Origin of the sequence: Sphingomonas hankookensis (assembly GCF_028551275.1) — a bacterium.
GTDB lineage: Bacteria > Pseudomonadota > Alphaproteobacteria > Sphingomonadales > Sphingomonadaceae > Sphingomonas > Sphingomonas hankookensis_A.
Genome location: NZ_CP117026.1, coordinates 82,147 through 103,660, shown reverse-complemented (window position 1 = coordinate 103,660; position 21,514 = coordinate 82,147). Strand labels below are relative to the sequence as shown.

Genomic DNA, 21,514 nt, shown 5'->3' with positions numbered 1-21,514 from the left:
CAACCCTTCTGACCGAACCCGATGAATAAGCCGGGCTAGAGGCGGCCGAGTGATGAAACGGCATCGCTCCACCTTTCGCCGTCAATGGTCGTGGCCGATCGCCCTCGCGGCGCTGACCCTGTTCGGCTTGCTCTCGGCGCTGTTCGGCGAAGGCGGCATCTGGTGGTGCCTGTCGTGGGCGGCGCTGGCGATCCCGCTGCTGGTGATCGCGCGCCACGTCCTGCGACCGACAGGGAGGCCGCAACATGCTCGCCACCATGCGCCCTGACGGCGACGACGCGCGCCAGGCGCGCGACGATGCCGAAACGCTGCCGATCGTGCTGCCGCTCCCGGTCGAGCGGCATCCCTATGCCCCGCCGCCCGAACACAAGATATTCGGCTTTCTCGGCACATGCCTGGTCTTTGCCGTGGCCTTCGCCGGCCTGCTCCTGACGTTCGAGCATCATTTCAACCCGCCGCCGCCCTCGGCGCCGCTGGTGGTGAGCCTGCTTCCGCTCGCCTCGCCGCCCGAGACGCCGCCCAAACCGAAAGAGGCGCCCAAGCCGGTCGAGAAGCACCAGCGCCAGCCCACGCCGCAAAAGGTCGTGCCGGTCGAGCGTCCGATCATCCCGGTCCCGACGATCGCGCCGCCCCCACCCGCGCCAGCGGTGAAGCCCGTCGATCCGACGCCCCCGCAACCGGAAACCGCCGCGCCCAAGACGGCGCCGGCGCCCCCCGCGCCGCAGGTATCGAGCAACGCGCCCGATACGTGGGAGGGCCGCGTTCTCGCCCGCTTGCAGAAATACCAGCGCTATCCCGGCGCGGCGAAGAGCGCCCGCCAGCAAGGCGTCGCCTATATCCGGTTCCGGATGAACCGCGACGGCCATGTGCTATCCTCGTCGCTGGTGCGGAGTTCCGGCTTCCCGGCGCTCGATCAGGCCGCGCTCGACACGCTGCGCCGCGCTGATCCGCTCCCCAAGATTCCGCCCGAACGGCCCGACGAAATCGAGCTGGTAGTGCCTGTGGAGTTCCTATTACGTTGAGCGCGCCCTTCTCCCCGATCGCGCTGCGTCGCCGCCCCGCGCTCGAACGCCGCGCCCTCGCCATGCTGCGCGGCGACGAACAGCATTTCCATGCCGATGAAGATGCCCGCGCCTCGGAGCCGTCGCGCCAGGCCGCGAAGTCGCAAGCGCTGTTCTTCGCCGAGCTGCGCCGCGTGGCGGCCCGCCACGGCATCACCGTGCTGCCGCCCGGTTCCCGCCTCGTCGGCGAGGGCGAAATGCTGCTGCTGACGTGGCTCGCGCAGGAACAGCGTATCACCAGCCACGGCCGCGCCATCCCGGCCGATCCGCTGCTGATCGCGGCCGTCGCCCGCTGCGCAGGCCTGCTCGATGCGCTCGGCATCCATCTCGGCCCGAATACCCTCTATGGGGCGCGGCTGCGCGGAAATCACGCGAGCGGGGCCGGGTCCGCCCTATAGCGGCCGATAGGCGACGCCGATCCGGTTCTCGGCCGAGTTGCGCCGGCGCAAGGTCGCGGCGATATGGCGCTCGGCCGCCTCGCGATCGGCGAAGGCGTGGGAACGGGCCTGACCGCGCGCGCCGATCCGGCCCCAGCGGGTTTCCACCAAGATCATGCCGAACAGGTCGAGGCTCGCGGTGATGCTGTAGCCGCGCCGGACGTTGCGGGCCGGGTCAAGCGCCACCAGCTCGATCGGATCACAAAGCGGGAGAGCTGCGCCATTCATGGCGCAAAGCCTACAAAATCAGGCCCGCGAAGTCCGGCGACATTCCTGAATCAGTGCGGGGGCGGTGATTCACAAAAGCGATCAGCGCGCCCGTGGTGCAGATTTCGATACACCGTGTTCAGCCGTTGAACACCGCCCGATCGGCTTGCCCATGACCGAGATGGCGAAGCCTGCTAGAAGATCGATGAAGCTGCGCGAACGGAGGGCGGCACATGGTTCAGGGCATCGTCATCGTCGCCATCCTGGCCGGCGCCGTTTGGTTCCTGATCCGGCATTTCAAGCGCGGCTGCTGCGACTGAGGTTCGGCCTCGCTATTGGGCGGCCTTCAGCTCCGTCGTACAATACACCGGATTCTTGGCCTTGGCCGCCCTCCATTCGTCATCAGCGCAACTGGCTGTCCTTGCTGCCCCGGCGATTGATGCCGGTGAAGGTGGGGCGCTTATCGCGTTCGCTTTGACAGGCGACACAGGTTCTTACGCCGGGTATGGCCGTGCGGCGTTTCGCGGGGATTTCGTCGCCGCACACCTCGCAGTCGGTGCTACCCTCGCCGGAAGGCAGACGCGATCGGGCGGCGAAAACCGCGTCCATGATCGTTGCATCAATCTGGTCCTGCACCGCACTATCGGGTGCCCATCCATTTGCCATCGCCGCAAGCTCCTCGATTTTGACCTTGGGGGTCAGATAGTCGGGGGCGCATGGGCCAAGCACGCGACTATCCAGCACAGCACCCGAATATAGGGTACTCCCTGCCAGTATCAAGGAGTGCGCAAATTTAGCTCAGGACGGATTTATGGGGTTCCAGTGGAGCGGGTAGATCTTCTTCGCCAAGCAGCGACAACATATCCCGCTCGATTGTCCGCTTCATCGCATAAAGCGGCAGACAGTTGGGCTCGACGCCGAACGGGTCTTCCAGCTCGTGTCCCAGCGCGTCGAGGCCGAAAAAGGTATAGGCGGTAAGGAGCACCGGCAGGAGCGTCCACCAGTCGAGTGATCCTGCGAGCGCGAAGGGAAGCATCACGCAAAAGATAATTGCGGTGCGATGAAGCAGCAGAGAATATGCGAACGGCACGGGCGTCGTGGATATCCGCTCGCAAGCGCCCTGAACCTTGCCGAAGGATCGCATGTCTTCTGCCACGACGGCATAGTGAATCGGCGTAATGACGCCAGTCTGCTTCAGGTGGAGCAGCCTACGCCCCATACGATCGAGCACGAGGTTGGTGACGTTCGGGCTCTTTGTCGCCGGGCCGATTTCGACCCACGGCGCAATAGCGGCGATTTCGTCCTCGCCGCGAAGGCGTGCGGTGAGGCCGCAGGCAAAGCCACATATGCTGTGGAGCAACGCTCGCCGATCCTCGTCAGGGAGAAGCGATGTCTCGCGCGCGAACGAACGGGCCGAGATAATCAGCTCGCCCCATAGCTGCCGCCCCTCCCACCATCGCGCATAGCAGGCATTGTTGCGAAAGCTCATGAAGATCGAGAGCGCGATGCCGATCAGGGTGAAAGGGATCGTCGAGATACGCGCGAAAATGCCGGGATGGGCTTGGGCGGCCAGGATGGCGATCACACTGACGATCGCTATCGCCGCCAGCCTCCGCGCGATGCGCGGCAAGATCGAGCCATGCACGGTGAAAATGATATCTTGGAAGCTCGGTTGCGATCGAACGATCATGGTCCGTGGAATGTCCTTCGCCTGTTTGCCGGCATTTCCCTCGGCAGCTCGTCGAAACGAGCTGCCGTCAGGGTTTGAGGATGAGGCGAATGACCTGCGCGACAGCCCCCAGCGCCAAAACGCTGGCCGCCCAGATTAAGACCATCCAGGCGAGCCGTCGACCGAGCGGTTTTTGCTCATCCATCAGTGATAGCCGTGGGCGCCGACCTTACCGCGGAACACCCAATAGGCCCACGCGGTATAGCCGAGAATGATCGGAATGATGATGGCCGCACCCGCCAGCATGAAGAGCTGGCTTTGCGGGGGAGCGGCTGCATCCCAGATCGTGACGGCGCGGGGAACGACATAGGGATAGATGCTGATCCCCAGCCCAACGAAACCGAGAAAGAACAGGCCAAGCGCCATAATGAAGGGCAGACGCTCCGCGCCGCGCTTCAGACTCCAGAAGAAGGTTGCAGCGCAGATTGCCACCAGCAGAGGAACCTGCGCGGTGAGAAGCACGCCGGGCATCGCAAACCAGCGTCGCCAATAGTCATAGGTCAGGAACGGCGTCGCCGCACTGACGGCGAAAAGCGCGAGTAGCGTCGCACCGCCGAGCCAAAATGCCAGTCGACGGGCGCGTTCCTGGCCCGGCCCTTCGGTTTTCCAGACCAGCCAGGCCGCGCCGAGAAGCGCATATCCGATTACGACTGCCGCGCCGGTCAAGAGGCTGAACGCGCTCAGCCAATCCAGCCATCCCCCGGCATAGGCATCGGCCTCGACCCGCACGCCTTGCAGGATCGCGCCCAGCGTGATCCCCTGCGAGAACGCCGCGAGAACGGACCCAAAGCTGAAGGCGACATCCCAGAAGGGACGATGGCGTGGATCTCGCCAACGAAACTCGAATGCCACCCCGCGGAACACGAGACCGAGCAACATCGCGATGATGAGCGGGTAGGTCGCGGGAAGGATGATGGCGTAGGCAAGGGGAAAGGCCGCGAAGAGACCGCCTCCGCCCAGCACCAGCCATGTTTCGTTGCCATCCCAGACCGGCGCGATCGAGTTCATCGCCTGATCGCGCTCCCCTCCGACCGAAAGGCTCGGGAAGAGGATGCCGATCCCCAGATCGAACCCGTCCATCACGACATAGGCGAAGACAGCAAAACCGATGATACCGGCCCAGATTATGGTGAGATCGAGGTGCTCCATGTTCATGCCTCCCGTCCGGTCGATGCCACGACGCCGCTCGCCGGCGTAATGCCCGCCGCGCGTTGCGGCACCTTGGACGGTTCCGGCTCACCGGCTGCGGGCGGCTTTGCCATCATCCGGAGCAGATAATAGGTGCCGGCCCCGAAGGCGCCGAAATAGACGAGGATGAAAGCGACGAGGGACGCCGCGACGGCGGGTGCGGCCAAGGGGGAATGGGACTCTGCGGTTCGCAGCAGGCCGTAAACGGTGAAGGGCTGTCGCCCAACCTCCGTCGTGACCCATCCTGCTATGACCGCGACGAAACCTGACGGACCAAGCGCGACAGCGGCGCGGTGAAGCCAGTGCCAGTCATAGAGCTTGCCGCGCCAGCGGGCGAGCAGGCTCCAAAGTCCCAGCCCCAGCATGGCGAGGCCCATCGCCACCATGATCCGAAACGACCAGAAGACGATCGGCGTGGGCGGCCAGCGATCGCGCGGGAAGTCGTTGAGGCCGGGGAGGGGCGCTTTGGGATCGTGCTTGAGGATAAGCGATCCCAGATAGGGGATTTCGACCTTGCCGTGGACCACCGCATCCTTGTTGCTCGGGAGGCCGAAAAGGATGAGCGAAGCGCCGTCGGGGCTGGCCTCATAATGACCTTCCATCGCGAGAACCTTCGCCGGCTGATGCTCCAGCGTGTTGAGGCCGTGCTGATCGCCCGCGAGAATCTGGATCGGAGCGACGAGCGCCGCCATCCACATCGCCATCGAGAACATCTTGCGCGCGCCGGGATTCGCGCGGTCGCGCAGAAGGTGCCATCCCCCGACCGCACCGACGACCATCGCCGTCGTCAGATAGGCCCCGATGACCGTGTGAACGAGGCGGTATGGAAAGCTCGCGTTGAAGATGATCGGAAGCCACGAACCTGCGGGCACGAACTGGCCCTTGGCATTGATCGCATAGCCTGCCGGCGTCTGCATCCAGCTATTCACGGAAATGATCCAGGTCGCCGAGATGAGCGTCCCGACGGCGACCATGCAGGTCGCGAAAAAGTGCGGCCCTTTGCCCACCTTGTTGATTCCGAACAGCATGACACCGAGGAAGCCCGCCTCAAGGAAGAACGCGGTGAGAACCTCATAGGCCATCAACGGGCCGATGACGGGGCCGGCTTTGGCCGAGAAGACCGACCAGTTCGTCCCAAACTGATAGGACATGACCACGCCCGAGACCACGCCCATGCCGAAGGCTACGGCGAAGATCTTGAGCCAATAGCGGTAGAGGTTGGCGTAAACGCCGCTCCCCGTTTTCAGCCACAACCCTTCAAGCACCATCAGGTAGCTTGCCGTGCCGATGGAGAAGGCCGGAAAAATGAAGTGGAAGGAGACCGTGAACGCGAATTGCGCGCGCGCCAGGATTACCGGATCGAGATTCGCAAGCACCAGATTTTCTCCCTGACTTTCGGCCTCCTCAACTGCGACCAGCGTTGTGGTGCTGCGGCGCGTGCTCGGCGAAAGGTGGAACAGCCTTGCGCACTTTAATACCATACTCCCCACCAGTATCAAGGGGGCAGGGAACCATAGATCAGCTCCTGATGTTTGGAGGGGGAAAGCGGGCCGTTGCAGCTATGAATCGGCAGAGGCCGTCGACGAGCCGCGACCCTTAATTCACAAGCGGCTTGAAACTCCCCCCCTGTATAGTATGTAGTGGTGATCTTTCAGGAAAGCGCGATGCCACATTCACCAGAGGACAAGAAGCGGGCCATCACACGCCTTCGCCGTATCAAAGGGCAGGCGGAAGCGCTGGAAAGGGCGATCGAGGCAGGTACGGACTGCGCACCCCTGCTCCAACAGATCGTGGCAATGCGGGGAGCGACCAACGGATTGATGGCGGAGGTGATGGAGAGCCATCTTAAAGAGACGTTCGGACCCTCAAGCAAGGCGATTGGGGGGCAGGACGGTGACTCTTACGATAATGACATGGAGGGGGTCATGAAGATATTGAGAACATATCTCAAATGAGCGCGGCCAAGATCATCCCGTATAGGTAATTATCTGGATATCTGATGCGTATGTATCGGTAATGTGGTGGTAATAATGAAGATACGACCAATCTTCGCTTGGTACGATTTGTGGGTTGGCGTTTTCATAGATCGTCCGAAGAGGCGGATATATATTTTTCCGGTTCCGTGTCTTGGATTGATGATTCAGCTTCAACACGCCGCCGCATCCTGACCGATCTATCTTCCAAGGGTCTCAGTGCAGGATTGCCGCCGCCATGCCCGAGCGAGTCGAGCGCAATTGCGAATTGTCGCTGCGCCGGATGCCGCAGGCAGATGGGATAGCATATGATCGTCAAGAATTTCGAATATCTCATAGCGCTCGATCGCGAGGGTCACTTCGGGCGGGCCGCCAAGAGCTGCAACGTGTCGCAGCCGACGCTTTCGGCGGGGATCAAGCAGCTAGAGGAAGATCTGGGCGTCGAGATCGTGCGGCATGGCCGGCGATATGACGGTCTCACATTGGAAGGCGGGACAGTGCTCGCCTGGGCCAAGAAGATCGAACGGGACTGTGACGGGCTGGAGAGTGACCTGTCGGCCCTCAAGCGAGGGCTGGAGGGCCTGTTCCGCTTGGGCATGGTATCAGGCACTTCGGCTGTCGGCGCGATCGTCAGCGCCGCTCTTGCGGATCAAATCCCCTTGCTGGGGCAAACCGTGACGGCGAGTGGCACTGCTTCGCTGTTGAGATCCTTGCTGGATCACGAAATGGACATGGCGCTGACCTATCTCGGCGAGGTTCCGAAGGACGAGTTCGAGACCCATCATCTCTACCGGGAACATACGACCCTGTTCCAGATGAGCAAAGAGCCGCAGCCCAAGCGAGTCGCGTGGGATCATGTCGTGAGCCTGCCGCTTTGCATTCTGGCAGGCGCGCTCCCCAGCGAGGCACAGTTGCAGCTCGCGCACTGCTCGGCCGCGACGATCAACACGGACACGATCGACATTCTGGCGGCGCATCTGGCCACAGGGCGTTACGCGGCAGTCTTGCCCCAATCGCTTGCGACCCGCCTCGCCCACATTCCAAACCTTCAGGCTTCAGCACTGACGGGTGCGGGCGCGCACGCAGATGTTGGATTCGTCAGCGTCAAGGGGGAGGCAAAGTCGCCGCCCTCGGCAGCCCTTCTTGAGCTGGTCCACACTCCCAAAGTCGTGTCTCCTTTGCAGGAAATCCTTGCATTGCATCGCCAATTTCAGCCTCGAAAGGGCTGAACCGGCAATGTTGCGGTGCGAAAAACGCTCATAGGAATTTCCTATCTCAAGATAGAAACTTCGAGTTTGCTGTCACATGCAGCCAAAGCCATTCTGCATGGACGATAATGAAGAGGTCTGGATCGCCAAAGGCGTATTGTGTTGATTTAATTCAGCGCAGCTCCTTTGGCGCGTCCGGTAGAAACTTCAACATTATTGAGGGGTGGCGGACGAGAGCTAGGAGATAATTCGATGGCTACCGGAAACAGGATCGTCACATTCGAGAAGCCGATGGAGATGAAGGTCAACACCTTCAAATTCCCGGAGCTGATTACGCCGCAGGGCAAGAAAGCCCCCCACGGCGCCATTCTCAAGATCGTCACCACCAACATCTGCGGCAGCGACCTTCACATCTACCGCGGTTCGTTCGAAGTCCCCAAGGGGATGACGATGGGCCACGAGATGACCGGCGAGGTGATCGAGGTCGGCTCCGACGTCGAATATATCAAGGTCGGCGATATCGTGTCCGTTCCCTTCAACGTCGGCTGCGGACGCTGCTACAACTGCAAGCACATGCGCTCGGACGTGTGCGAGCACACCAACCCCGAAGTCGATTGCGGCGCCTACGGCTTCAACCTGGGCGGATGGACCGGCGGTCAGGGGGATTACCTGTTCGTGCCCTATGCAGACTTCAATCTGCTGGCCTTCCCCGACAAGGACGCGGCCATGGCGAAGATCCGTGATCTGACGCTGCTTTCGGACGTGCTGCCGACCGCGTTCCACGGGTTCGCCGCGCCCGACTGGCCGGCGCAGCCTGCGTATATCGTCGGCGAGAACGTGCTGATCTTCGGCGCGGGGCCTGTCGGTCGCGCGGGCGCAGCCTGCGCGAAGCTCCTCGGTGCCGGCGCCATCATCGTCGCCGACTTCATTCAGGAGCGGCTCGATCTGCTCAAGCCGCACGGCGTCGAGACCATCAACCTGTCGGACGGCATTCCGATCGAGGATCATCTGGAACGGATCACCGGCAAGCGCGAGGCCGATCGCGTCATCGACTATGTGGGCCTCGACTGTCGCGGGTTCGGGGCGGAGTCCGACCAGATCGTCGAGAACGCCGTCACCAACGCGCTGCTGAAATATGTCCGCTTCGGTGGGATGACCAGCACGGTCGGCGTTTACTGCCCCAATCCGATCTCCAAGAATAGGGACAACAAGAAGGGCAGCATGGAAGTCGATTGGGCCAGTGGCTGGATCAAGTCGCCGCGGATGTCGGCAGGCCAGTCGCCGACGGCGAATTACAACCACGCCCTCATGCGGGCGATCCTGAACGATCGGATGCCCTATCTGACCCCGATGATGAACACGAAGATCATCAAGCTGGAGGATGCGCCGGCGGCCTACAAGGAGTTCGATGACGGATCGGCGTTCAAGTACGTCATCGATCCGCACGGCTCCGTAGCGGCCTGATCTTCTTCTAACCCGGAATATCCCCCGGTCATGACCGGGGGATATTCTGAGTCGTAGGGGGCGGACTGCTTTCCGCACGAACACCCCCTTCCGGCTTGTCGATCTAACTCCCCCCCGGATCGGCAAGCCGCCCCTTTCCGGAAACGCAGCATCAACGATCGCGCTGCGCTTTCCCAAGCCATGACGTCCTGTCAGGCGCCTCCATCCCTCAGTCGATATCCCTCTTGCATACTGGCTAGGAGTATATTAGACATACTCCCGCCAGTATGTGTTTGTCCGAGAGTCGCGCTTCGCCGGGCTTCACAACCGGCGGTCCGATTCAACCAACGAGGGAAATCAAAATGAAATCTCGCGCCGCCGTAGCCTTCGAGGCAGGCAAGCCGCTCGAAATCGTCGAGATCGATGTCGCACCGCCCCAGAAAGGCGAAGTGCTCATCAAGGTCACGCATACCGGGGTATGCCACACCGACGCTTTCACGCTGTCCGGCAACGATCCGGAGGGCATTTTCCCGGTCGTTCTCGGTCACGAGGGCGCGGGCATCGTCGTCGAGGTCGGCGAGGGCGTCACCAGCGTCAAGCCGGGCGATCACGTCATTCCGCTCTACACCGCCGAGTGCGGCAAGTGCGAGTTCTGTCTGTCCGGCAAGACCAACCTGTGCGTCGCGGTCCGCGAAACGCAGGGCAAGGGCCTGATGCCTGATGGCACCACGCGCTTCTCCTACAACGGCCAGCCCCTCTATCACTACATGGGCTGCTCGACGTTCAGCGAATACACCGTCGTCGCCGAAGTCTCGCTCGCCAAGATCAACCCGGAAGCGAACCCCGAGCATGTCTGCCTTCTGGGCTGCGGCGTCACCACCGGCATCGGCGCGGTCCACAACACCGCCAAGGTGCAGCCGGGTGACTCGGTTGCCGTGTTCGGTCTGGGCGGCATCGGTCTCGCCGCGATCCAGGGCGCGCGTCAGGCCAAGGCAGGCCGCATCATCGCGATCGACACCAACCCGACGAAGTTCGAGCTGGCACGTCAGTTCGGCGCGACCGACTGCATCAACCCCAAGGACTATGACAAGCCGATCCAGCAAGTGCTGATCGAGATGACCGGATGGGGCATCGACCACACGTTCGAGTGCATCGGCAACGTCCATGTCATGCGGGCCGCGCTGGAATCCGCGCATCGTGGCTGGGGCCAGTCGATCGTCATCGGCGTTGCCGGCGCGGGCCAGGAAATCTCCACCCGTCCGTTCCAGCTCGTCACGGGCCGCGTCTGGAAGGGGTCGGCCTTTGGCGGCGTCAAGGGGCGCACCCAGCTTCCCGGCATGGTCGAGGACGCCATGAAGGGCGAGATCGATCTGGCGCCCTTCGTCACCCACACCATGGGTCTCGATGAGATCAACGAGGCGTTCGACCTGATGCACGAAGGCAAGTCGATCCGCACCGTGATCCACTACTGATCCGACAGATTACGCCGTTTAGTTTCAAACACTAACCTCAAGGAAGAATATCATGGCTGACCCCGTTATCTCCGGCAACGGCGTGTTCTCGCACGTCTTCATCGGCGCTGCCGACGTCGAGCAGTCGTCGGCGTTCTATGACGCCGCTCTGGGCGCCCTGGGCGTCAAGAACCTCGGCCCCTTCGGCAATGGCTGGGTGCTGTACGGTCGCGACAAGCCCGCCTTCATCATTGCCCGTCCCGGCAATGGCGAAGCGCCCTCCAGCAACGGCGTGACGGTTGGCTTTGCCGCCGCGACGCCCGCCGAAGTGGACGCTTTCCACGCGGCCGGCCTCGCGGCCGGTGGCACCGACGAGGGCCAGCCCGGCCCGCGTGGCCATCTGCCGGGTGCCTATGCGGCCTATCTGCGTGATCCGGCGGGCAACAAGGTCTGCTCGTACACCTTCATCTGAAGCCGGAAGGTGAGGGCGATACCCGCAACCCTATGACTGGCTGTCGCCGGCGCTGAAACAGGCGCCGGCGCTTCCCCCCGCACAACAGCCAGCAAAAGGGCTCCTATCGCCACACCGTCCACCAACCGTCGAAGCAAGGAAACAAAAATGGAACGTGTCGAACATCACGCCAGCTTCGGCGGTTGGCAGGACGTCTATCAGCATGACTCGATCAGCCTCGGTTGTCCGATGAAGGTCGGCGTCTATCTGCCTCCCCAGGTGAAGGACGGTCGCGTGCCGGTGCTGTATTGGCTGTCCGGCCTGACCTGCACCGAGCAGAATTTCATCACCAAGGCTGTCGCGCAGCGTTTCGCGGCCGAGCACGGGATCATCCTCGTCGTGCCGGACACCAGCCCGCGAGGCGAAGGCGTGGCCGACGATCCCGGCTATGATCTGGGGCAGGGCGCCGGCTTCTACGTCAACGCGACGCAGGAACCTTGGGCCGCACACTACCGCATGTACGATTATGTCGTCGAGGAATTGCCGGCGCTGATCGAAGCCACATTCCCGGCCGATGATCGCCGGGCTATCGCGGGCCATTCCATGGGCGGGCATGGCGCCCTTGTTGCCGCCCTGCGCAACCCCGGACGCTATCGCAGCGTATCGGCCTTCTCGCCGATCGTAGCGCCGAGCCAGGTGCCTTGGGGCGAGCGTGCCTTCACGGCCTATCTGGGTGACGATCGCGAGGCGTGGAAGCAATATGACGCCATCGAACTTATCAAGGCCGCCCGCGAGCGTCTGCCGTTGCTCGTCCATCAGGGTCTGGATGACGAGTTTGTCGAGCGCGAGCTGCGCCCCGACTTGCTGGAGGCGGCGTGCAAGGCTGCCGAGCACCCGCTGACGCTCCATCGGCTGCCTGGATACGACCACAGCTATTATTTCATCGCGAGTTTCATCGGCGAACATATCGCCCACCATGCCGCGGCGTTGTCCCAATGACCGGGCCGTCACCTTCAACCATGCGCGAAATCGCGCCCAGCCATGAGCCGGCTCACGGCCGCCATCGCGTGGTGGTCGTGGGGGCGGGCTTCGGCGGCCTTGAAACCGTGCAGCGGCTCGCCGGGAGCGGCGTGGACATCACGCTCGTCGATCGCCGCAACCACCATCTCTTTCAGCCGCTGCTCTATCAGGTGGCGGGCGCCTCGCTGTCGCCATCGGAGATCGCATGGCCGATCCGTTCGCTCTTCGCCAAGCGGAAGGACGTGCGGACCCTGCTCGGCGAGGTTGAAGGTGTCGATACAGGCGGTCGGCGCGTCATTCTGGAGGACGGCTCGACGGTTGCCTATGACACGCTCGTCATCGCGACGGGCGCGCGGCACTCCTATTTCGGCCACGATCAATGGGAACCGTTTGCTCCCGGCCTGAAATCGCTGGAGGATGCAACCACCATTCGCCGGCGCCTTCTGGTCGCCTTCGAGGAAGCCGAGCGTGAGACGGACCCCGCGCGCCGTGCCGCTTTGCAGACCTTCGTCATCATCGGTGGTGGCCCGACCGGCGTGGAGCTGGCCGGCACGATCGCGGAGCTTGCCCGCCTGACGCTGGTGCGGGATTTCCGGTCGATCGACCCGCGTGCGACCCGCGTCGTGCTGATCGAAGCCGGGCAACGGCTCTTGCAGGCTTTCCCGGAAGACCTCTCCGCCTATACCCGGCAGGCGCTCGAAAAGCTCGGCGTCGAAATCAAGCTCGGCACGCCGGTCACGGAATGCTCCGCCGATGGCGTCGTCGTGGATGGGAAGCAGATTCCCGCCGAAACGATCCTGTGGGCAGCAGGCGTCCAGGCATCGCCCGCCGCGCATTGGCTGAACGCTGAAGCCGATCGCGCTGGCCGCGTGATTGTCGGACCGGACCTGACGGTGCCGGGTCATCGCGACATTTTCGTGATCGGCGACACCGCGGCCTCGAACGGGTTCGATGGCAAGCCTGTCCCCGGTCTTGCGCCGGCTGCGAAGCAGGCGGGTCAATATGTCGCCCGGCTTATCCGCCAGCGCCTGAAGGGGCAGAACGAGGTCGCGCCCTTCCATTACCGGCATCAGGGCAATTTGGCGACTATAGGCCGCAGCCTTGCCGTCGTCGACATGGGTCGGTTTAAGTTGCGCGGGGCCCTGGCGTGGTGGATGTGGAAGCTCATCCACATTTATTTCCTGATCGGGGCGCAGAACCGGCTTAGTGTGGCACTAAGCTGGCTGTGGACCCATGGCATAGGATATCGTGGCTCTCGGCTGATTACTTATGGCGATCTAGATCATCGCGACGTGGGGGAGAAGGATGACAAGGGGGGAAAACCGATTGAGTGAAGCGGGCAGCGCTCCGAATGGCGGTTCGACTGTCTATGGTATGCCGACCTATGAAAATAGGCGGGTTGCCATCGACGAGGTACATGCGCGCCCATATCTCCTGATCGAGTCACCGCGCGCCCTGGTGCAGCTCGCCTTCATGAATGAAGGCAATCTGGCCAAGGATAAGGCGACGCTCGCGGAAATATCGAGCCGAATGGGCGCGTCGCTGCCCGATCAGAACTCCCCCCTTCATGGCCTGACCTGGGATCAGGGCAAATTGCATTGTGAGAAGCATACGGAGTTTTCGACCTACCTGTGGAGCGCGCCTGTTGATCCCGACACCGGGGATCTGGCGGGCGAAGACCCGTTCAAGCACGGCTTCACCCCGCCTGGGCCGGTCATTTGCGGCATCCGGTTGGACGTGGTGGCGTGGACGGAAGAGACCGCGACCTACATTGACCGCTTCGATCCGATCAGCCGCTGCCATTCGCTCGTCGAGGACGGCATGGCGGATATCGTTACCGATTTCCGTCAGGATGCAGATGGGCTGACCCGCATCCTCATCCTCGATCGCGGCCTGACGCCGATCCGGCTTGGCGCGCTGGCGCAGCGGCTCCTTGAAATCGAGACCTATCGGACGTTGGCCCTGCTCGGTATTCCCCTGACCCAATCGCTGGGTCCGCATCTACGCAATATAGAAAAGCGCCTCGCCGCGATCACGGATGAGATGCGCAAGTCGGCTCGGCGCAACAGCGAGGCGCTGCTTTCCAGATTGACGGATCTCTCGGCCGAGCTGGAGGCGGACACGGCGTCCAGCCTCTACCGCTTCGGCGCGAGCCGCGCTTATTACGAGATCGTCGAGGAACGGCTTGCCGCACTCGGCGAAACCTTCGTCCCCGGCTGCTATCGCTGGCGCAGCTTCCTGCATCGCAGGATCGCCCCCGCCATGCGGACCTGTCGCGTGATCGAGGAGCGGCAGGCCAATCTCTCGGACAAGCTGGCGCGCGCGACCACCTTGCTGCGATCCTGGATCGATGTGCAGCTCGAACGCCAGAATAGCGACCTGCTCGCCTCGATGAACAACCGGGCGAAGCTGCAATTGCAGCTTCAGCAGACGGTGGAGGGCCTGTCTGTCGCCGCAATCTCCTATTATGTGATCGGCCTGCTCTCCTATTTCATCAAGGGCATACCGGGCATTCACGACGCAGTGGCGCCTGAGCTGGTGATCGCAGCTTTGGTTCCCCTTGTCCTCCTTGGTGTCTGGTGGACCGTTCGGCGGATCAGGCACGCACACAAGGACCATGGACAGCCGCCCGCGAAGGGGCAGATGTGACCCGACAATCGTTTTTGGGCACGCTTGAGGCGTTCATGGCCTGGCCCTGGCAGGAGGATATCTGATGTCGACTGGCATATTCATTTTGCACTCCGACTATACCCCGGCGGGCGATCAGCCCGAAGCGATCGCGCGGCTCATATCCGGCATCGAGGAGGGGGCGCACCATCAGACCCTCAAGGGCATCACGGGGTCGGGCAAGACGTTCACGATGGCCAACGTGATCCATCGCCTGAAGCGTCCCACGCTGATCCTGGCCCCCAACAAGACGCTAACGTCGCAGCTCTATGACGAAATGCGGCGATTTTTCCCTGAAAACGCCGTGGAGTATTTCGTCTCCTACTACGACTATTTCCAGCCAGAGGTGTATTTGCCGGGCCGCGATGAGTTCATTCCGAAAGATTCCTCGATCAACGAGCATCTGGAACGGTTGCGCCTTTCGACGACAAAATCCCTGATTGAGCGCCGCGATACGATCGTCGTTGCCTCGGTATCGTCGATCTATGGCATGGGCGATCCCGACAATTATCGCGCGCTCCAGGTTCCGCTGACCGAGGGCGCGCGGTTGGGACAGGAAGAGCTTCTTCGCGGCCTGGCGCGTCTGCAATATGATCGGGCCGAGCACAAGCTGAAGCGCGGCACCTATCGCGCTGATGGCGACGCTGTTGAGGTTTACCCGGCGGATTCGGAATATAAGGCCCTGCGGGTCGGATTGGCGAACGGCCTGATCGCGTCCCTCCAGTGGTTCGATGCGGCGACCGGAAGGCAGCTAGAGAGCACCGATCACTATCTCGTATCGCCCAAGACCGTTCTGGCGGCGACCGCCGATCAGGCCCGCAAGGCCGCAACGGCGATCCTCGCAGAGATGGAGACGCAGGTCGAGCGGCTGACCAGCGAAAATCGCCTGACGGAAGCGGCGCGCCTCTATGATCGCATCACCAACGATGCCGAGATGTTGCGCGAGGTCGGATATTGCTCGGGCATGGAAAATTACGCCTGCTATCTGAGCGGCCGTGACCCAGCGCTCCCGCCCATAACCCTGCTCGACTATCTGCCCAAGGATGGGCTGCTGTTCGTCGACGAATCGCATGTGATGATCCCGCAGATCTCGGCGATGTTCCGGGGCGACCAGGCCCGCAAGGATACGCTGATCGATTATGGCTTCCGCCTGCCATCCTCGAAGGACAGCCACCCCTTGAGCTTCCACGAGTTCGAACAGGTCAAGCCGCAGACGATCTTCGTGTCCGCCACCCCCGGCGCCTATGAGGTAAGGGCCTCGCAAGGCAGGGTGGTCGAACAGATCGTTCGGCCGACCGGCCTGCTCGATCCGAAAGTGGAAATCCGCCCGTCCCAAGGCGCGCGGGATGATTTGCTACGCGAGATCGCGCAGCGCACGAAGCGCGATGAGCGCGTGCTGGTCACGACGCTGACCAAGGTCGCGACCGAGGAGCTGCACGCATTCCTCGAAAGCCAGGGCGTGCGCGCGCGCTACATGCACTCTGACGTCAAGGTCGAGGATCGGGTCGCGATCATCGAGGGCCTGCGCGCGGGCGAGTTCGACGTGCTGATCGGTATCAGCCTGCTACGCGAAGGGCTCGATATCCCCGAAGCGTCGCTGATCGCGATCTTCGATGCGGACCGCGCGGGCTTCCTGCGCTCGGCCCAGGCGCTGATCCAGATGATCGGCCGCGTCGCGCGCAACGTGAACGGCACCGCAGTTCTCTACGCCGATACCGTGACGCCGGCGATGAGGGCCGCGATCGACGAGACCGAGAGTCGGCGACAGCGCCAGATCGCCTTCAACGAAGAGAACGATGTCACCCCGCTCTCGTCGGTTCGCGGCCTGGCGTCGGCGCAGCCCGACCGGGAAGAGCCGTCGGTCCATTCGGAGGCTTTCTGCGAAAATCTGTACGAGCTGTGCGACCGGATCACCGCGAAGGAACAGGCGCTGCTGACGGCAGTAGATAACGATGACGAGGATCGGGCGGAGACGATCCGGGGCGAGTTGGACGGCCTGTACCGTCAGTTCATCTATCTGTGATGCGCCGAGTGAAAGTGACCGTATGAGCAAGGATCAGGAGCCTCAAACCACCCCCGGCAAGGAACGCGCGCCGCGCTCCGGCTTCGTTCAGGTACGCGGCGCGCGGCAGAACAATCTCAAGAATGTCGACGTGGACGTGCCGCGCGACGCCTTCGTGGTGTTCACCGGCATATCCGGATCGGGCAAATCGAGCCTCGCTTTCGGCACCCTCTATGCCGAGGCACAGCGCCGCTATCTGGAATCGGTCGCGCCCTACGCCCGCCGCCTGATCGATCAGGCCGGTGTGCCGGAGGTTGACGCTATCGACGGGTTGCCTCCCGCAGTCGCGTTGCAGCAGCAGCGCGGCTCGGCCAATGCGCGGTCCTCGGTTGGGAGCGTGACGACGCTCTCCAGCCTGGTACGGATGCTCTACTCGCGCGTCGGCGAATATCCGCGCAATCAGCCCATGCTCTATGCGGAGGACTTCTCGCCAAACACAGTCGCGGGCGCCTGCCCGACCTGCCACGGCATCGGGCGCGTCTATGACGCGACCGAAGAGACGATGGTGCCCGACGACACGCTGACGATCCGGGAACGCGCCATCGCCGCATGGCCGCCCGCGTGGCACGGCCAGAACCTGCGCGATATCCTCGTCTCGCTCGGCTATGATGTCGACACCCCATGGCGGGATCTTCCGAAGAAGGATCGCGACTGGATACTCTTCACCGACGAGACGCCGACGGTGCCGGTCTATGCGGGTCTGACGCCCGAGCAGACGCGCGTCGCCCTCAAGCGCCGCATGGAGCCGAGCTATCAGGGCACCTTCACCGGCGCCCGTCGCTATGTGCTGGAGACGTTCGCCAACACCAAAAGCGCGCTGATGAAGAAGCGCGTCTCGCAATATATCATAGGCCGCGATTGCCCGACCTGCGACGGCAAGCGGCTGAAGCGCGAGGCTCTGTCGGTGAAGTTCGCGGGCCTCGACATCGCCGAGTTTGGCGACCTGACGGTGCTGAAGCTCCGGGACTTGCTCACGCCTGTCGCGCATGGCGAGTATGGGGGCGCCGCGGCGGCCCCGAAGGGCCATGTTCTTGGCAAGGCGGCCCGCGATGCGGCAGTTGAACGCAGGGTCGCGGCGGGAGGCTCGGCGCACAAGGCAGCGCCCGACGTGCGCCGCACGCCCAACCTCTCCGATGAGAAGCGGGTCGCCGCGCAGCGTCTCGCATCCGAGCTGCTCGAACGGCTCGGCCCGCTGATCGATCTTGGCCTTGGCTACATCTCGCTCGACCGAAGCACGCCGACGCTTTCCTCCGGCGAGCTGCAACGCCTGCGCCTTGCCACTCAATTGTCCTCGCAGCTTTTCGGCGTGGTCTATGTGCTGGACGAGCCCTCGGCGGGGCTGCACCCGGCAGACGGCGAAGCTTTGCTCACCATCCTTGAGCGGCTGAAAGCGGCGGGCAACTCGCTGTTCGTCGTCGAGCATGATCTTGACGTGATCCGCCATGCCGAATGGCTGGTCGATGTAGGGCCAGGAGCAGGCGAAAAGGGCGGTGAAGTGCTCTACAGCGGGCCGATCGCGGGACTGGCCGACGTCGAGGCGTCGATCACGCGCCGCTATCTGTTCGCAGAGCCCGTCGCCCATGACCGGACCCCGCGCGAAGCAAAGGCTTGGCTCCGTCTAGAGGGGGTGACGCGCAACAACCTGCGCGGCCTCGACGTCGAGCTTCCGATCGGTTGCTTCACCGCTGTCACCGGGGTTTCGGGATCGGGCAAGTCCAGTCTGGTCAGCCAGGCGCTGCCGGAGCTTGTCGCGGAACAGCTCGGCGGCTCGCCGGCTGCCGAGGAAGAGGATGCCGATCCGCTGCTTGATGTTGCGCAGGAAGAGACCGAAGGCCGCATCGTTGCGGGCATGGAGCATGTGCGCAGACTGGTGCGGGTCGATCAGAAGCCGATCGGCCGCACCCCACGCTCGAACCTCTCCACCTACAGCGGCCTGTTCGATCATGTGCGCAAGATCTTTGCCGGCACTCCGTTGGCCAAGAAGCGCCGTTACAGCCCCGGCCGCTTCTCGTTCAACGTCGCCGAAGGCCGCTGCCCGGTATGTGAGGGCGAGGGGTTCGTGATGGTGGAGCTGCTGTTCCTGCCAAGCGTCTATGCGCCGTGCTCGACCTGCCACGGCAGCCGCTACAACCCGCAAACGCTCGAAGTCGAATGGAACGGCCGCAACATCGCCCAGGTGCTGGAGCTGACGGTGGACGAGGCGTGCGACTTCTTCGCGGGTGAGGCGTCCGTCATGCGCTCGCTGGATGTGCTGCGGGAGATCGGCCTTGGATATCTGAGGCTCGGGCAGCCGGCGACGGAACTGTCGGGCGGCGAGGCGCAGCGCATCAAGCTTGCGACCGAGCTGCAACGCGCCCAGCGCGGCAACACCATCTACATCCTCGACGAGCCTACTTCGGGGCTTCACCCGTCCGACGCGGACCGGCTGATGCGGCACCTGCAGGGCCTTGTCGACGTGGGCAATACGGTTGTTGTCGTCGAGCATGACATGCGCGCCATCGCACAGGTGGATTGGGTCATCGATCTCGGACCGGGAGCCGGGGAGGAAGGTGGCCTAATCATCGCCAGCGGCGTCCCTAGCGACGTTGCAGAGGCGGAAGGCAGTCTGACCGCGCCCTATCTCAAGGCGGCGCTTTAGCCGCCTCTTGGGTGTGTGCCATAACGATGGGCCGGGTCCGGCCATAGGAGACGAGCTTGCCTTCCACTGTCGCTCAGGATGTTACCGCACGTTCCCAGGCCGTCGATGCCCGGCTCACTCGTGCAGCCATCTTCCTCGTGGTGTCGATGGGCGCGGGTGCAAAGCCCGAGATGGCGGTGCGAAATCTCTGCGCAATCCTTTCCTCGCTGGTGCGTGGCGTCGGCTTTAGGGCAGCGGATGGAGGGCTTTCCTGCATCATGGGGATCGGCTCCGATGCCTGGGACCGACTGTTCGGGGCACCGCGGCCGAAGGAGCTGCATCCGTTCCGGGAAATTCATGGCGTCCATCATGCGCCTTCGACACCCGGCGACCTGCTGTTCCACATTCGCGCCGCACGGCAGGACCTGTGCTTCGAGATGGCCGCGCAGATCGTGAAGCGCCTCGCCGGCGTCGCCTCGGTCACGGACGAGGTGCATGGCTTCCGCTACTTCGATGATCGCGACTTACTGGGCTTCGTCGATGGGACGGAAAACCCCGTCGAGCAGGGGGCGAGAGATGCCACGGTGATCGGGGCGGCGGACGATCCGGTCTTCGCTGGCGGCAGCTATGTGATCGTCCAGAAATACCTCCATGACCTCGACAAGTGGAACGCGATTCCCGTCGAGCAACAGGAGAAGATCGTCGGGCGCGAGAAACTGTCGGACATCGAGCTGGACGAGGCAGCGAAGCCGAGCTTCGCGCACAACGTCCTCACCAACATCGAGGAGGACGGCGAGCAACTCCAGATCCTGCGCGACAACATGCCGTTCGGCGATGTCGGCAAGGGGGAGTTCGGCACCTATTTCATCGGTTACGCCCGCTCACCCACGCGGATCGAGCGGATGCTCGACAATATGTTCATCGGCCTGCCGCCCGGCAACTACGATCGCCTGCTCGATGTCAGCCGGGCCGTGACCGGCTCGCTCTATTTCGTGCCGTCGGCCGACTTTCTGGACGCCGTGACGCCGGGGCCGCCTGCGGCCGATGGCGACGATAGCAATGGCGATGAAGCGGTGGCTGCGCCGGCACCCACGGCTCCGACCCCGGAGGCTCCAACGGCATTGGACGGATCGCTCCGCATTGGATCACTCAAAGACGAGGCCGGACATGAATAACCTCCATCGCGAACTCGCCCCGATCTCAGACGCCGCCTGGGCACAGATCGAACAAGAGGCGACCCGAACCCTCAAGCGCTATCTGGCCGCGCGCCGCGTCGTGGACGTGCCGGACCCGAAGGGGGCTACGCTCGCGGCCGTGGGCACGGGCCACACCAAGCCGATCGATGCGCCGAGCGATGGCGTCCAGGCCGTGCGGCGTGCGGCGTGCGGCCAATGCCGTAGTCGAACTGCGCGTGCCCTTCACGCTGACCCGCGCTGCGATCGACGATGTGGAGCGTGGCTCCGAAGATTCCGACTGGCAGCCGCTCAAGGAAGCTGCCCGCACGATCGCCTTTGCCGAAAATCGTGCGATCTTTGATGGCTATGCCGCTGCCGATATCGGCGGCATCCGTCCCGGCGCGAGCAACGAGCCGGTGCCGCTGCCCACGGCCGTCGCCGGATATCCCGCCATCGTCGCCCAAGCCGTCGACCGGTTGCGCCTTGCCGGGGTCGAGGGGCCTTATCGACTGGTGCTGGGCGATGATCCGTTCACCGCGATCAGCGGCGGCAGCGAGGAGGGCTATCCGGTGCTCCAGCACATCAATCGTCTGGTGGATGGCGATATCATCTGGGCGCCGGGCATCACGGGCGGCGTCGTCCTGACAACACGGGGCGGCGATTTCGAACTCGATCTCGGACAGGACTTGTCGATTGGCTATCTCAGCCACACCGCCGAGGTGGTTGAGCTGTACCTGCAAGAGAGCTTCACCTTCCGGCTGCTGACGAGCGAGGCGGCTGTTTCGCTCCCGACAGCGGAAGCGTCGGCGCAGCCGGCGTGAAGGC

At 63.3% G+C, this 21,514-nt stretch carries 20 protein-coding genes and 1 pseudogene; 15 read left to right on the top strand and 6 right to left on the bottom strand.

Features of this window, described 5'->3' with window-relative positions; genetic code table 11:
* The first annotated feature begins 52 nt into the window (after window positions 1–52).
* From PPZ50_RS17475 to PPZ50_RS17465, 3 genes are read left to right on the top strand one after another with little or no spacing between them, the layout of a single operon-like run.
* Window positions 53–268, top strand: coding sequence for a hypothetical protein (locus PPZ50_RS17475; protein ID WP_062126525.1), 216 nt, complete (start codon window positions 53–55; stop codon window positions 266–268).
* Window positions 246–1,022, top strand: coding sequence for an energy transducer TonB family protein (locus PPZ50_RS17470; RefSeq protein WP_063113157.1), 777 nt, complete (start codon window positions 246–248; stop codon window positions 1,020–1,022). The genes PPZ50_RS17475 and PPZ50_RS17470 overlap by 23 nt, the downstream gene beginning before the upstream one ends.
* A complete protein-coding gene (locus PPZ50_RS17465; RefSeq protein WP_062126531.1) occupies window positions 1,019–1,459 on the top strand; it encodes a hypothetical protein in 441 nt (146 codons plus the stop codon). The genes PPZ50_RS17470 and PPZ50_RS17465 overlap by 4 nt, the downstream gene beginning before the upstream one ends.
* Here PPZ50_RS17465 and PPZ50_RS17460 read toward each other — a convergent pair.
* The 6 genes from PPZ50_RS17460 to PPZ50_RS17435 form a co-directional block, all read right to left on the bottom strand.
* Window positions 1,454–1,726: a WGR domain-containing protein gene (locus PPZ50_RS17460; RefSeq protein WP_062126535.1), complete on the bottom strand. Its 273-nt coding sequence runs from the start codon at window positions 1,724–1,726 to the stop codon at window positions 1,454–1,456. The two genes, PPZ50_RS17465 and PPZ50_RS17460, sit on opposite strands and share 6 nt — an antisense overlap.
* A 381-nt stretch (window positions 1,727–2,107) precedes the next feature.
* Window positions 2,108–2,371 carry a DksA/TraR family C4-type zinc finger protein gene (locus tag PPZ50_RS17455; protein WP_024310576.1) on the bottom strand — a complete coding sequence of 88 codons (264 nt, stop codon included), beginning with the start codon at window positions 2,369–2,371 and terminating at the stop codon, window positions 2,108–2,110.
* A gap of 127 nt (window positions 2,372–2,498) precedes the next feature.
* Window positions 2,499–3,395: a bestrophin family protein gene (locus PPZ50_RS17450; RefSeq protein ID WP_062126538.1), complete on the bottom strand. Its 897-nt coding sequence runs from the start codon at window positions 3,393–3,395 to the stop codon at window positions 2,499–2,501.
* A gap of 67 nt (window positions 3,396–3,462) precedes the next feature.
* Window positions 3,463–3,540: a DUF2474 family protein gene (locus tag PPZ50_RS17445; RefSeq protein WP_240893678.1), complete on the bottom strand. Its 78-nt coding sequence runs from the start codon at window positions 3,538–3,540 to the stop codon at window positions 3,463–3,465.
* A gap of 38 nt (window positions 3,541–3,578) precedes the next feature.
* Window positions 3,579–4,583, bottom strand: coding sequence for a cytochrome d ubiquinol oxidase subunit II (gene cydB / locus PPZ50_RS17440; protein ID WP_062126541.1), 1,005 nt, complete (start codon window positions 4,581–4,583; stop codon window positions 3,579–3,581).
* A 2-nt stretch (window positions 4,584–4,585) separates the two neighbouring features.
* The gene (locus PPZ50_RS17435; RefSeq protein WP_062126544.1) at window positions 4,586–5,998 is read right to left on the bottom strand and encodes a cytochrome ubiquinol oxidase subunit I; all 1,413 of its coding nucleotides are present in this window, start codon (window positions 5,996–5,998) and stop codon (window positions 4,586–4,588) included.
* Window positions 5,999–6,286: 288 nt separating this feature from the next.
* Between PPZ50_RS17435 and PPZ50_RS17430 the strand changes: the two genes are divergently transcribed.
* From PPZ50_RS17430 to PPZ50_RS17375, 12 genes and pseudogenes are all read left to right on the top strand, one after another.
* A complete protein-coding gene (locus tag PPZ50_RS17430; RefSeq protein ID WP_062126547.1) occupies window positions 6,287–6,577 on the top strand; it encodes a metal/formaldehyde-sensitive transcriptional repressor in 291 nt (96 codons plus the stop codon).
* Window positions 6,578–6,903: 326 nt separating this feature from the next.
* Window positions 6,904–7,824, top strand: coding sequence for a LysR family transcriptional regulator (locus PPZ50_RS17425; protein ID WP_062126550.1), 921 nt, complete (start codon window positions 6,904–6,906; stop codon window positions 7,822–7,824).
* A 231-nt stretch (window positions 7,825–8,055) separates the two neighbouring features.
* On the top strand, window positions 8,056–9,267 hold the full coding sequence (locus PPZ50_RS17420) for a glutathione-independent formaldehyde dehydrogenase (RefSeq protein WP_020486678.1): 1,212 nt from the start codon (window positions 8,056–8,058) through the stop codon (window positions 9,265–9,267).
* 341 nt (window positions 9,268–9,608) lie between these two features.
* The gene (locus tag PPZ50_RS17415; RefSeq protein WP_017980840.1) at window positions 9,609–10,718 is read left to right on the top strand and encodes an S-(hydroxymethyl)glutathione dehydrogenase/class III alcohol dehydrogenase; all 1,110 of its coding nucleotides are present in this window, start codon (window positions 9,609–9,611) and stop codon (window positions 10,716–10,718) included.
* 52 nt (window positions 10,719–10,770) lie between these two features.
* Window positions 10,771–11,169: a VOC family protein gene (locus tag PPZ50_RS17410; RefSeq protein ID WP_062126553.1), complete on the top strand. Its 399-nt coding sequence runs from the start codon at window positions 10,771–10,773 to the stop codon at window positions 11,167–11,169.
* A gap of 147 nt (window positions 11,170–11,316) precedes the next feature.
* On the top strand, window positions 11,317–12,147 hold the full coding sequence (gene fghA / locus PPZ50_RS17405) for an S-formylglutathione hydrolase (protein ID WP_062126555.1): 831 nt from the start codon (window positions 11,317–11,319) through the stop codon (window positions 12,145–12,147).
* 20 nt (window positions 12,148–12,167) lie between these two features.
* Entirely contained in the window at window positions 12,168–13,502 is a 1,335-nt protein-coding gene (locus tag PPZ50_RS17400; protein ID WP_062126557.1) for an NAD(P)/FAD-dependent oxidoreductase, read from the top strand.
* Window positions 13,503–13,542: 40 nt separating this feature from the next.
* Window positions 13,543–14,817, top strand: coding sequence for a DUF3422 domain-containing protein (locus tag PPZ50_RS17395; RefSeq protein ID WP_082824897.1), 1,275 nt, complete (start codon window positions 13,543–13,545; stop codon window positions 14,815–14,817).
* Between the two features lie 64 nt (window positions 14,818–14,881).
* On the top strand, window positions 14,882–16,858 hold the full coding sequence (gene uvrB, locus PPZ50_RS17390; RefSeq protein ID WP_062126562.1) for an excinuclease ABC subunit UvrB: 1,977 nt from the start codon (window positions 14,882–14,884) through the stop codon (window positions 16,856–16,858).
* A gap of 22 nt (window positions 16,859–16,880) precedes the next feature.
* Window positions 16,881–19,535 (top strand): excinuclease ABC subunit UvrA, encoded by a 2,655-nt coding sequence (locus PPZ50_RS17385; protein ID WP_126014096.1) that lies wholly within the window; start codon window positions 16,881–16,883, stop codon window positions 19,533–19,535.
* Between the two features lie 56 nt (window positions 19,536–19,591).
* Window positions 19,592–20,689 carry a Dyp-type peroxidase gene (locus tag PPZ50_RS17380; protein ID WP_082824898.1) on the top strand — a complete coding sequence of 366 codons (1,098 nt, stop codon included), beginning with the start codon at window positions 19,592–19,594 and terminating at the stop codon, window positions 20,687–20,689.
* A pseudogene (locus tag PPZ50_RS17375) lies at window positions 20,682–21,510 on the top strand (family 1 encapsulin nanocompartment shell protein). Before PPZ50_RS17380 ends, PPZ50_RS17375 begins: the two are co-directional and overlap by 8 nt.
* Window positions 21,511–21,514 lie beyond the last annotated feature (4 nt).

Bases quoted from the DNA above. Each gene is read 5' to 3' on its own strand.
- PPZ50_RS17400 (WP_062126557.1), top strand. From the start codon at position 12,168: ATGCGCGAAATCGCGCCCAGCCATGAGCCGGCTCACGGCCGCCATCGC.
- PPZ50_RS17450 (WP_062126538.1), bottom strand. From the start codon at position 3,395: ATGATCGTTCGATCGCAACCGAGCTTCCAAGATATCATTTTCACCGTG.
- PPZ50_RS17395 (WP_082824897.1), top strand. From the start codon at position 13,543: ATGCCGACCTATGAAAATAGGCGGGTTGCCATCGACGAGGTACATGCG.
- PPZ50_RS17385 (WP_126014096.1), top strand. From the start codon at position 16,881: ATGAGCAAGGATCAGGAGCCTCAAACCACCCCCGGCAAGGAACGCGCG.
- uvrB (WP_062126562.1), top strand. From the start codon at position 14,882: ATGTCGACTGGCATATTCATTTTGCACTCCGACTATACCCCGGCGGGC.
- PPZ50_RS17425 (WP_062126550.1), top strand. From the start codon at position 6,904: ATGATCGTCAAGAATTTCGAATATCTCATAGCGCTCGATCGCGAGGGT.
- PPZ50_RS17445 (WP_240893678.1), bottom strand. From the start codon at position 3,540: ATGGTCTTAATCTGGGCGGCCAGCGTTTTGGCGCTGGGGGCTGTCGCG.
- PPZ50_RS17415 (WP_017980840.1), top strand. From the start codon at position 9,609: ATGAAATCTCGCGCCGCCGTAGCCTTCGAGGCAGGCAAGCCGCTCGAA.
- PPZ50_RS17420 (WP_020486678.1), top strand. From the start codon at position 8,056: ATGGCTACCGGAAACAGGATCGTCACATTCGAGAAGCCGATGGAGATG.
- PPZ50_RS17470 (WP_063113157.1), top strand. From the start codon at position 246: ATGCTCGCCACCATGCGCCCTGACGGCGACGACGCGCGCCAGGCGCGC.
- PPZ50_RS17460 (WP_062126535.1), bottom strand. From the start codon at position 1,726: ATGAATGGCGCAGCTCTCCCGCTTTGTGATCCGATCGAGCTGGTGGCG.
- PPZ50_RS17475 (WP_062126525.1), top strand. From the start codon at position 53: ATGAAACGGCATCGCTCCACCTTTCGCCGTCAATGGTCGTGGCCGATC.
- fghA (WP_062126555.1), top strand. From the start codon at position 11,317: ATGGAACGTGTCGAACATCACGCCAGCTTCGGCGGTTGGCAGGACGTC.
- cydB (WP_062126541.1), bottom strand. From the start codon at position 4,583: ATGGAGCACCTCGATCTCACCATAATCTGGGCCGGTATCATCGGTTTT.
- PPZ50_RS17455 (WP_024310576.1), bottom strand. From the start codon at position 2,371: ATGGCAAATGGATGGGCACCCGATAGTGCGGTGCAGGACCAGATTGAT.
- PPZ50_RS17430 (WP_062126547.1), top strand. From the start codon at position 6,287: ATGCCACATTCACCAGAGGACAAGAAGCGGGCCATCACACGCCTTCGC.
- PPZ50_RS17410 (WP_062126553.1), top strand. From the start codon at position 10,771: ATGGCTGACCCCGTTATCTCCGGCAACGGCGTGTTCTCGCACGTCTTC.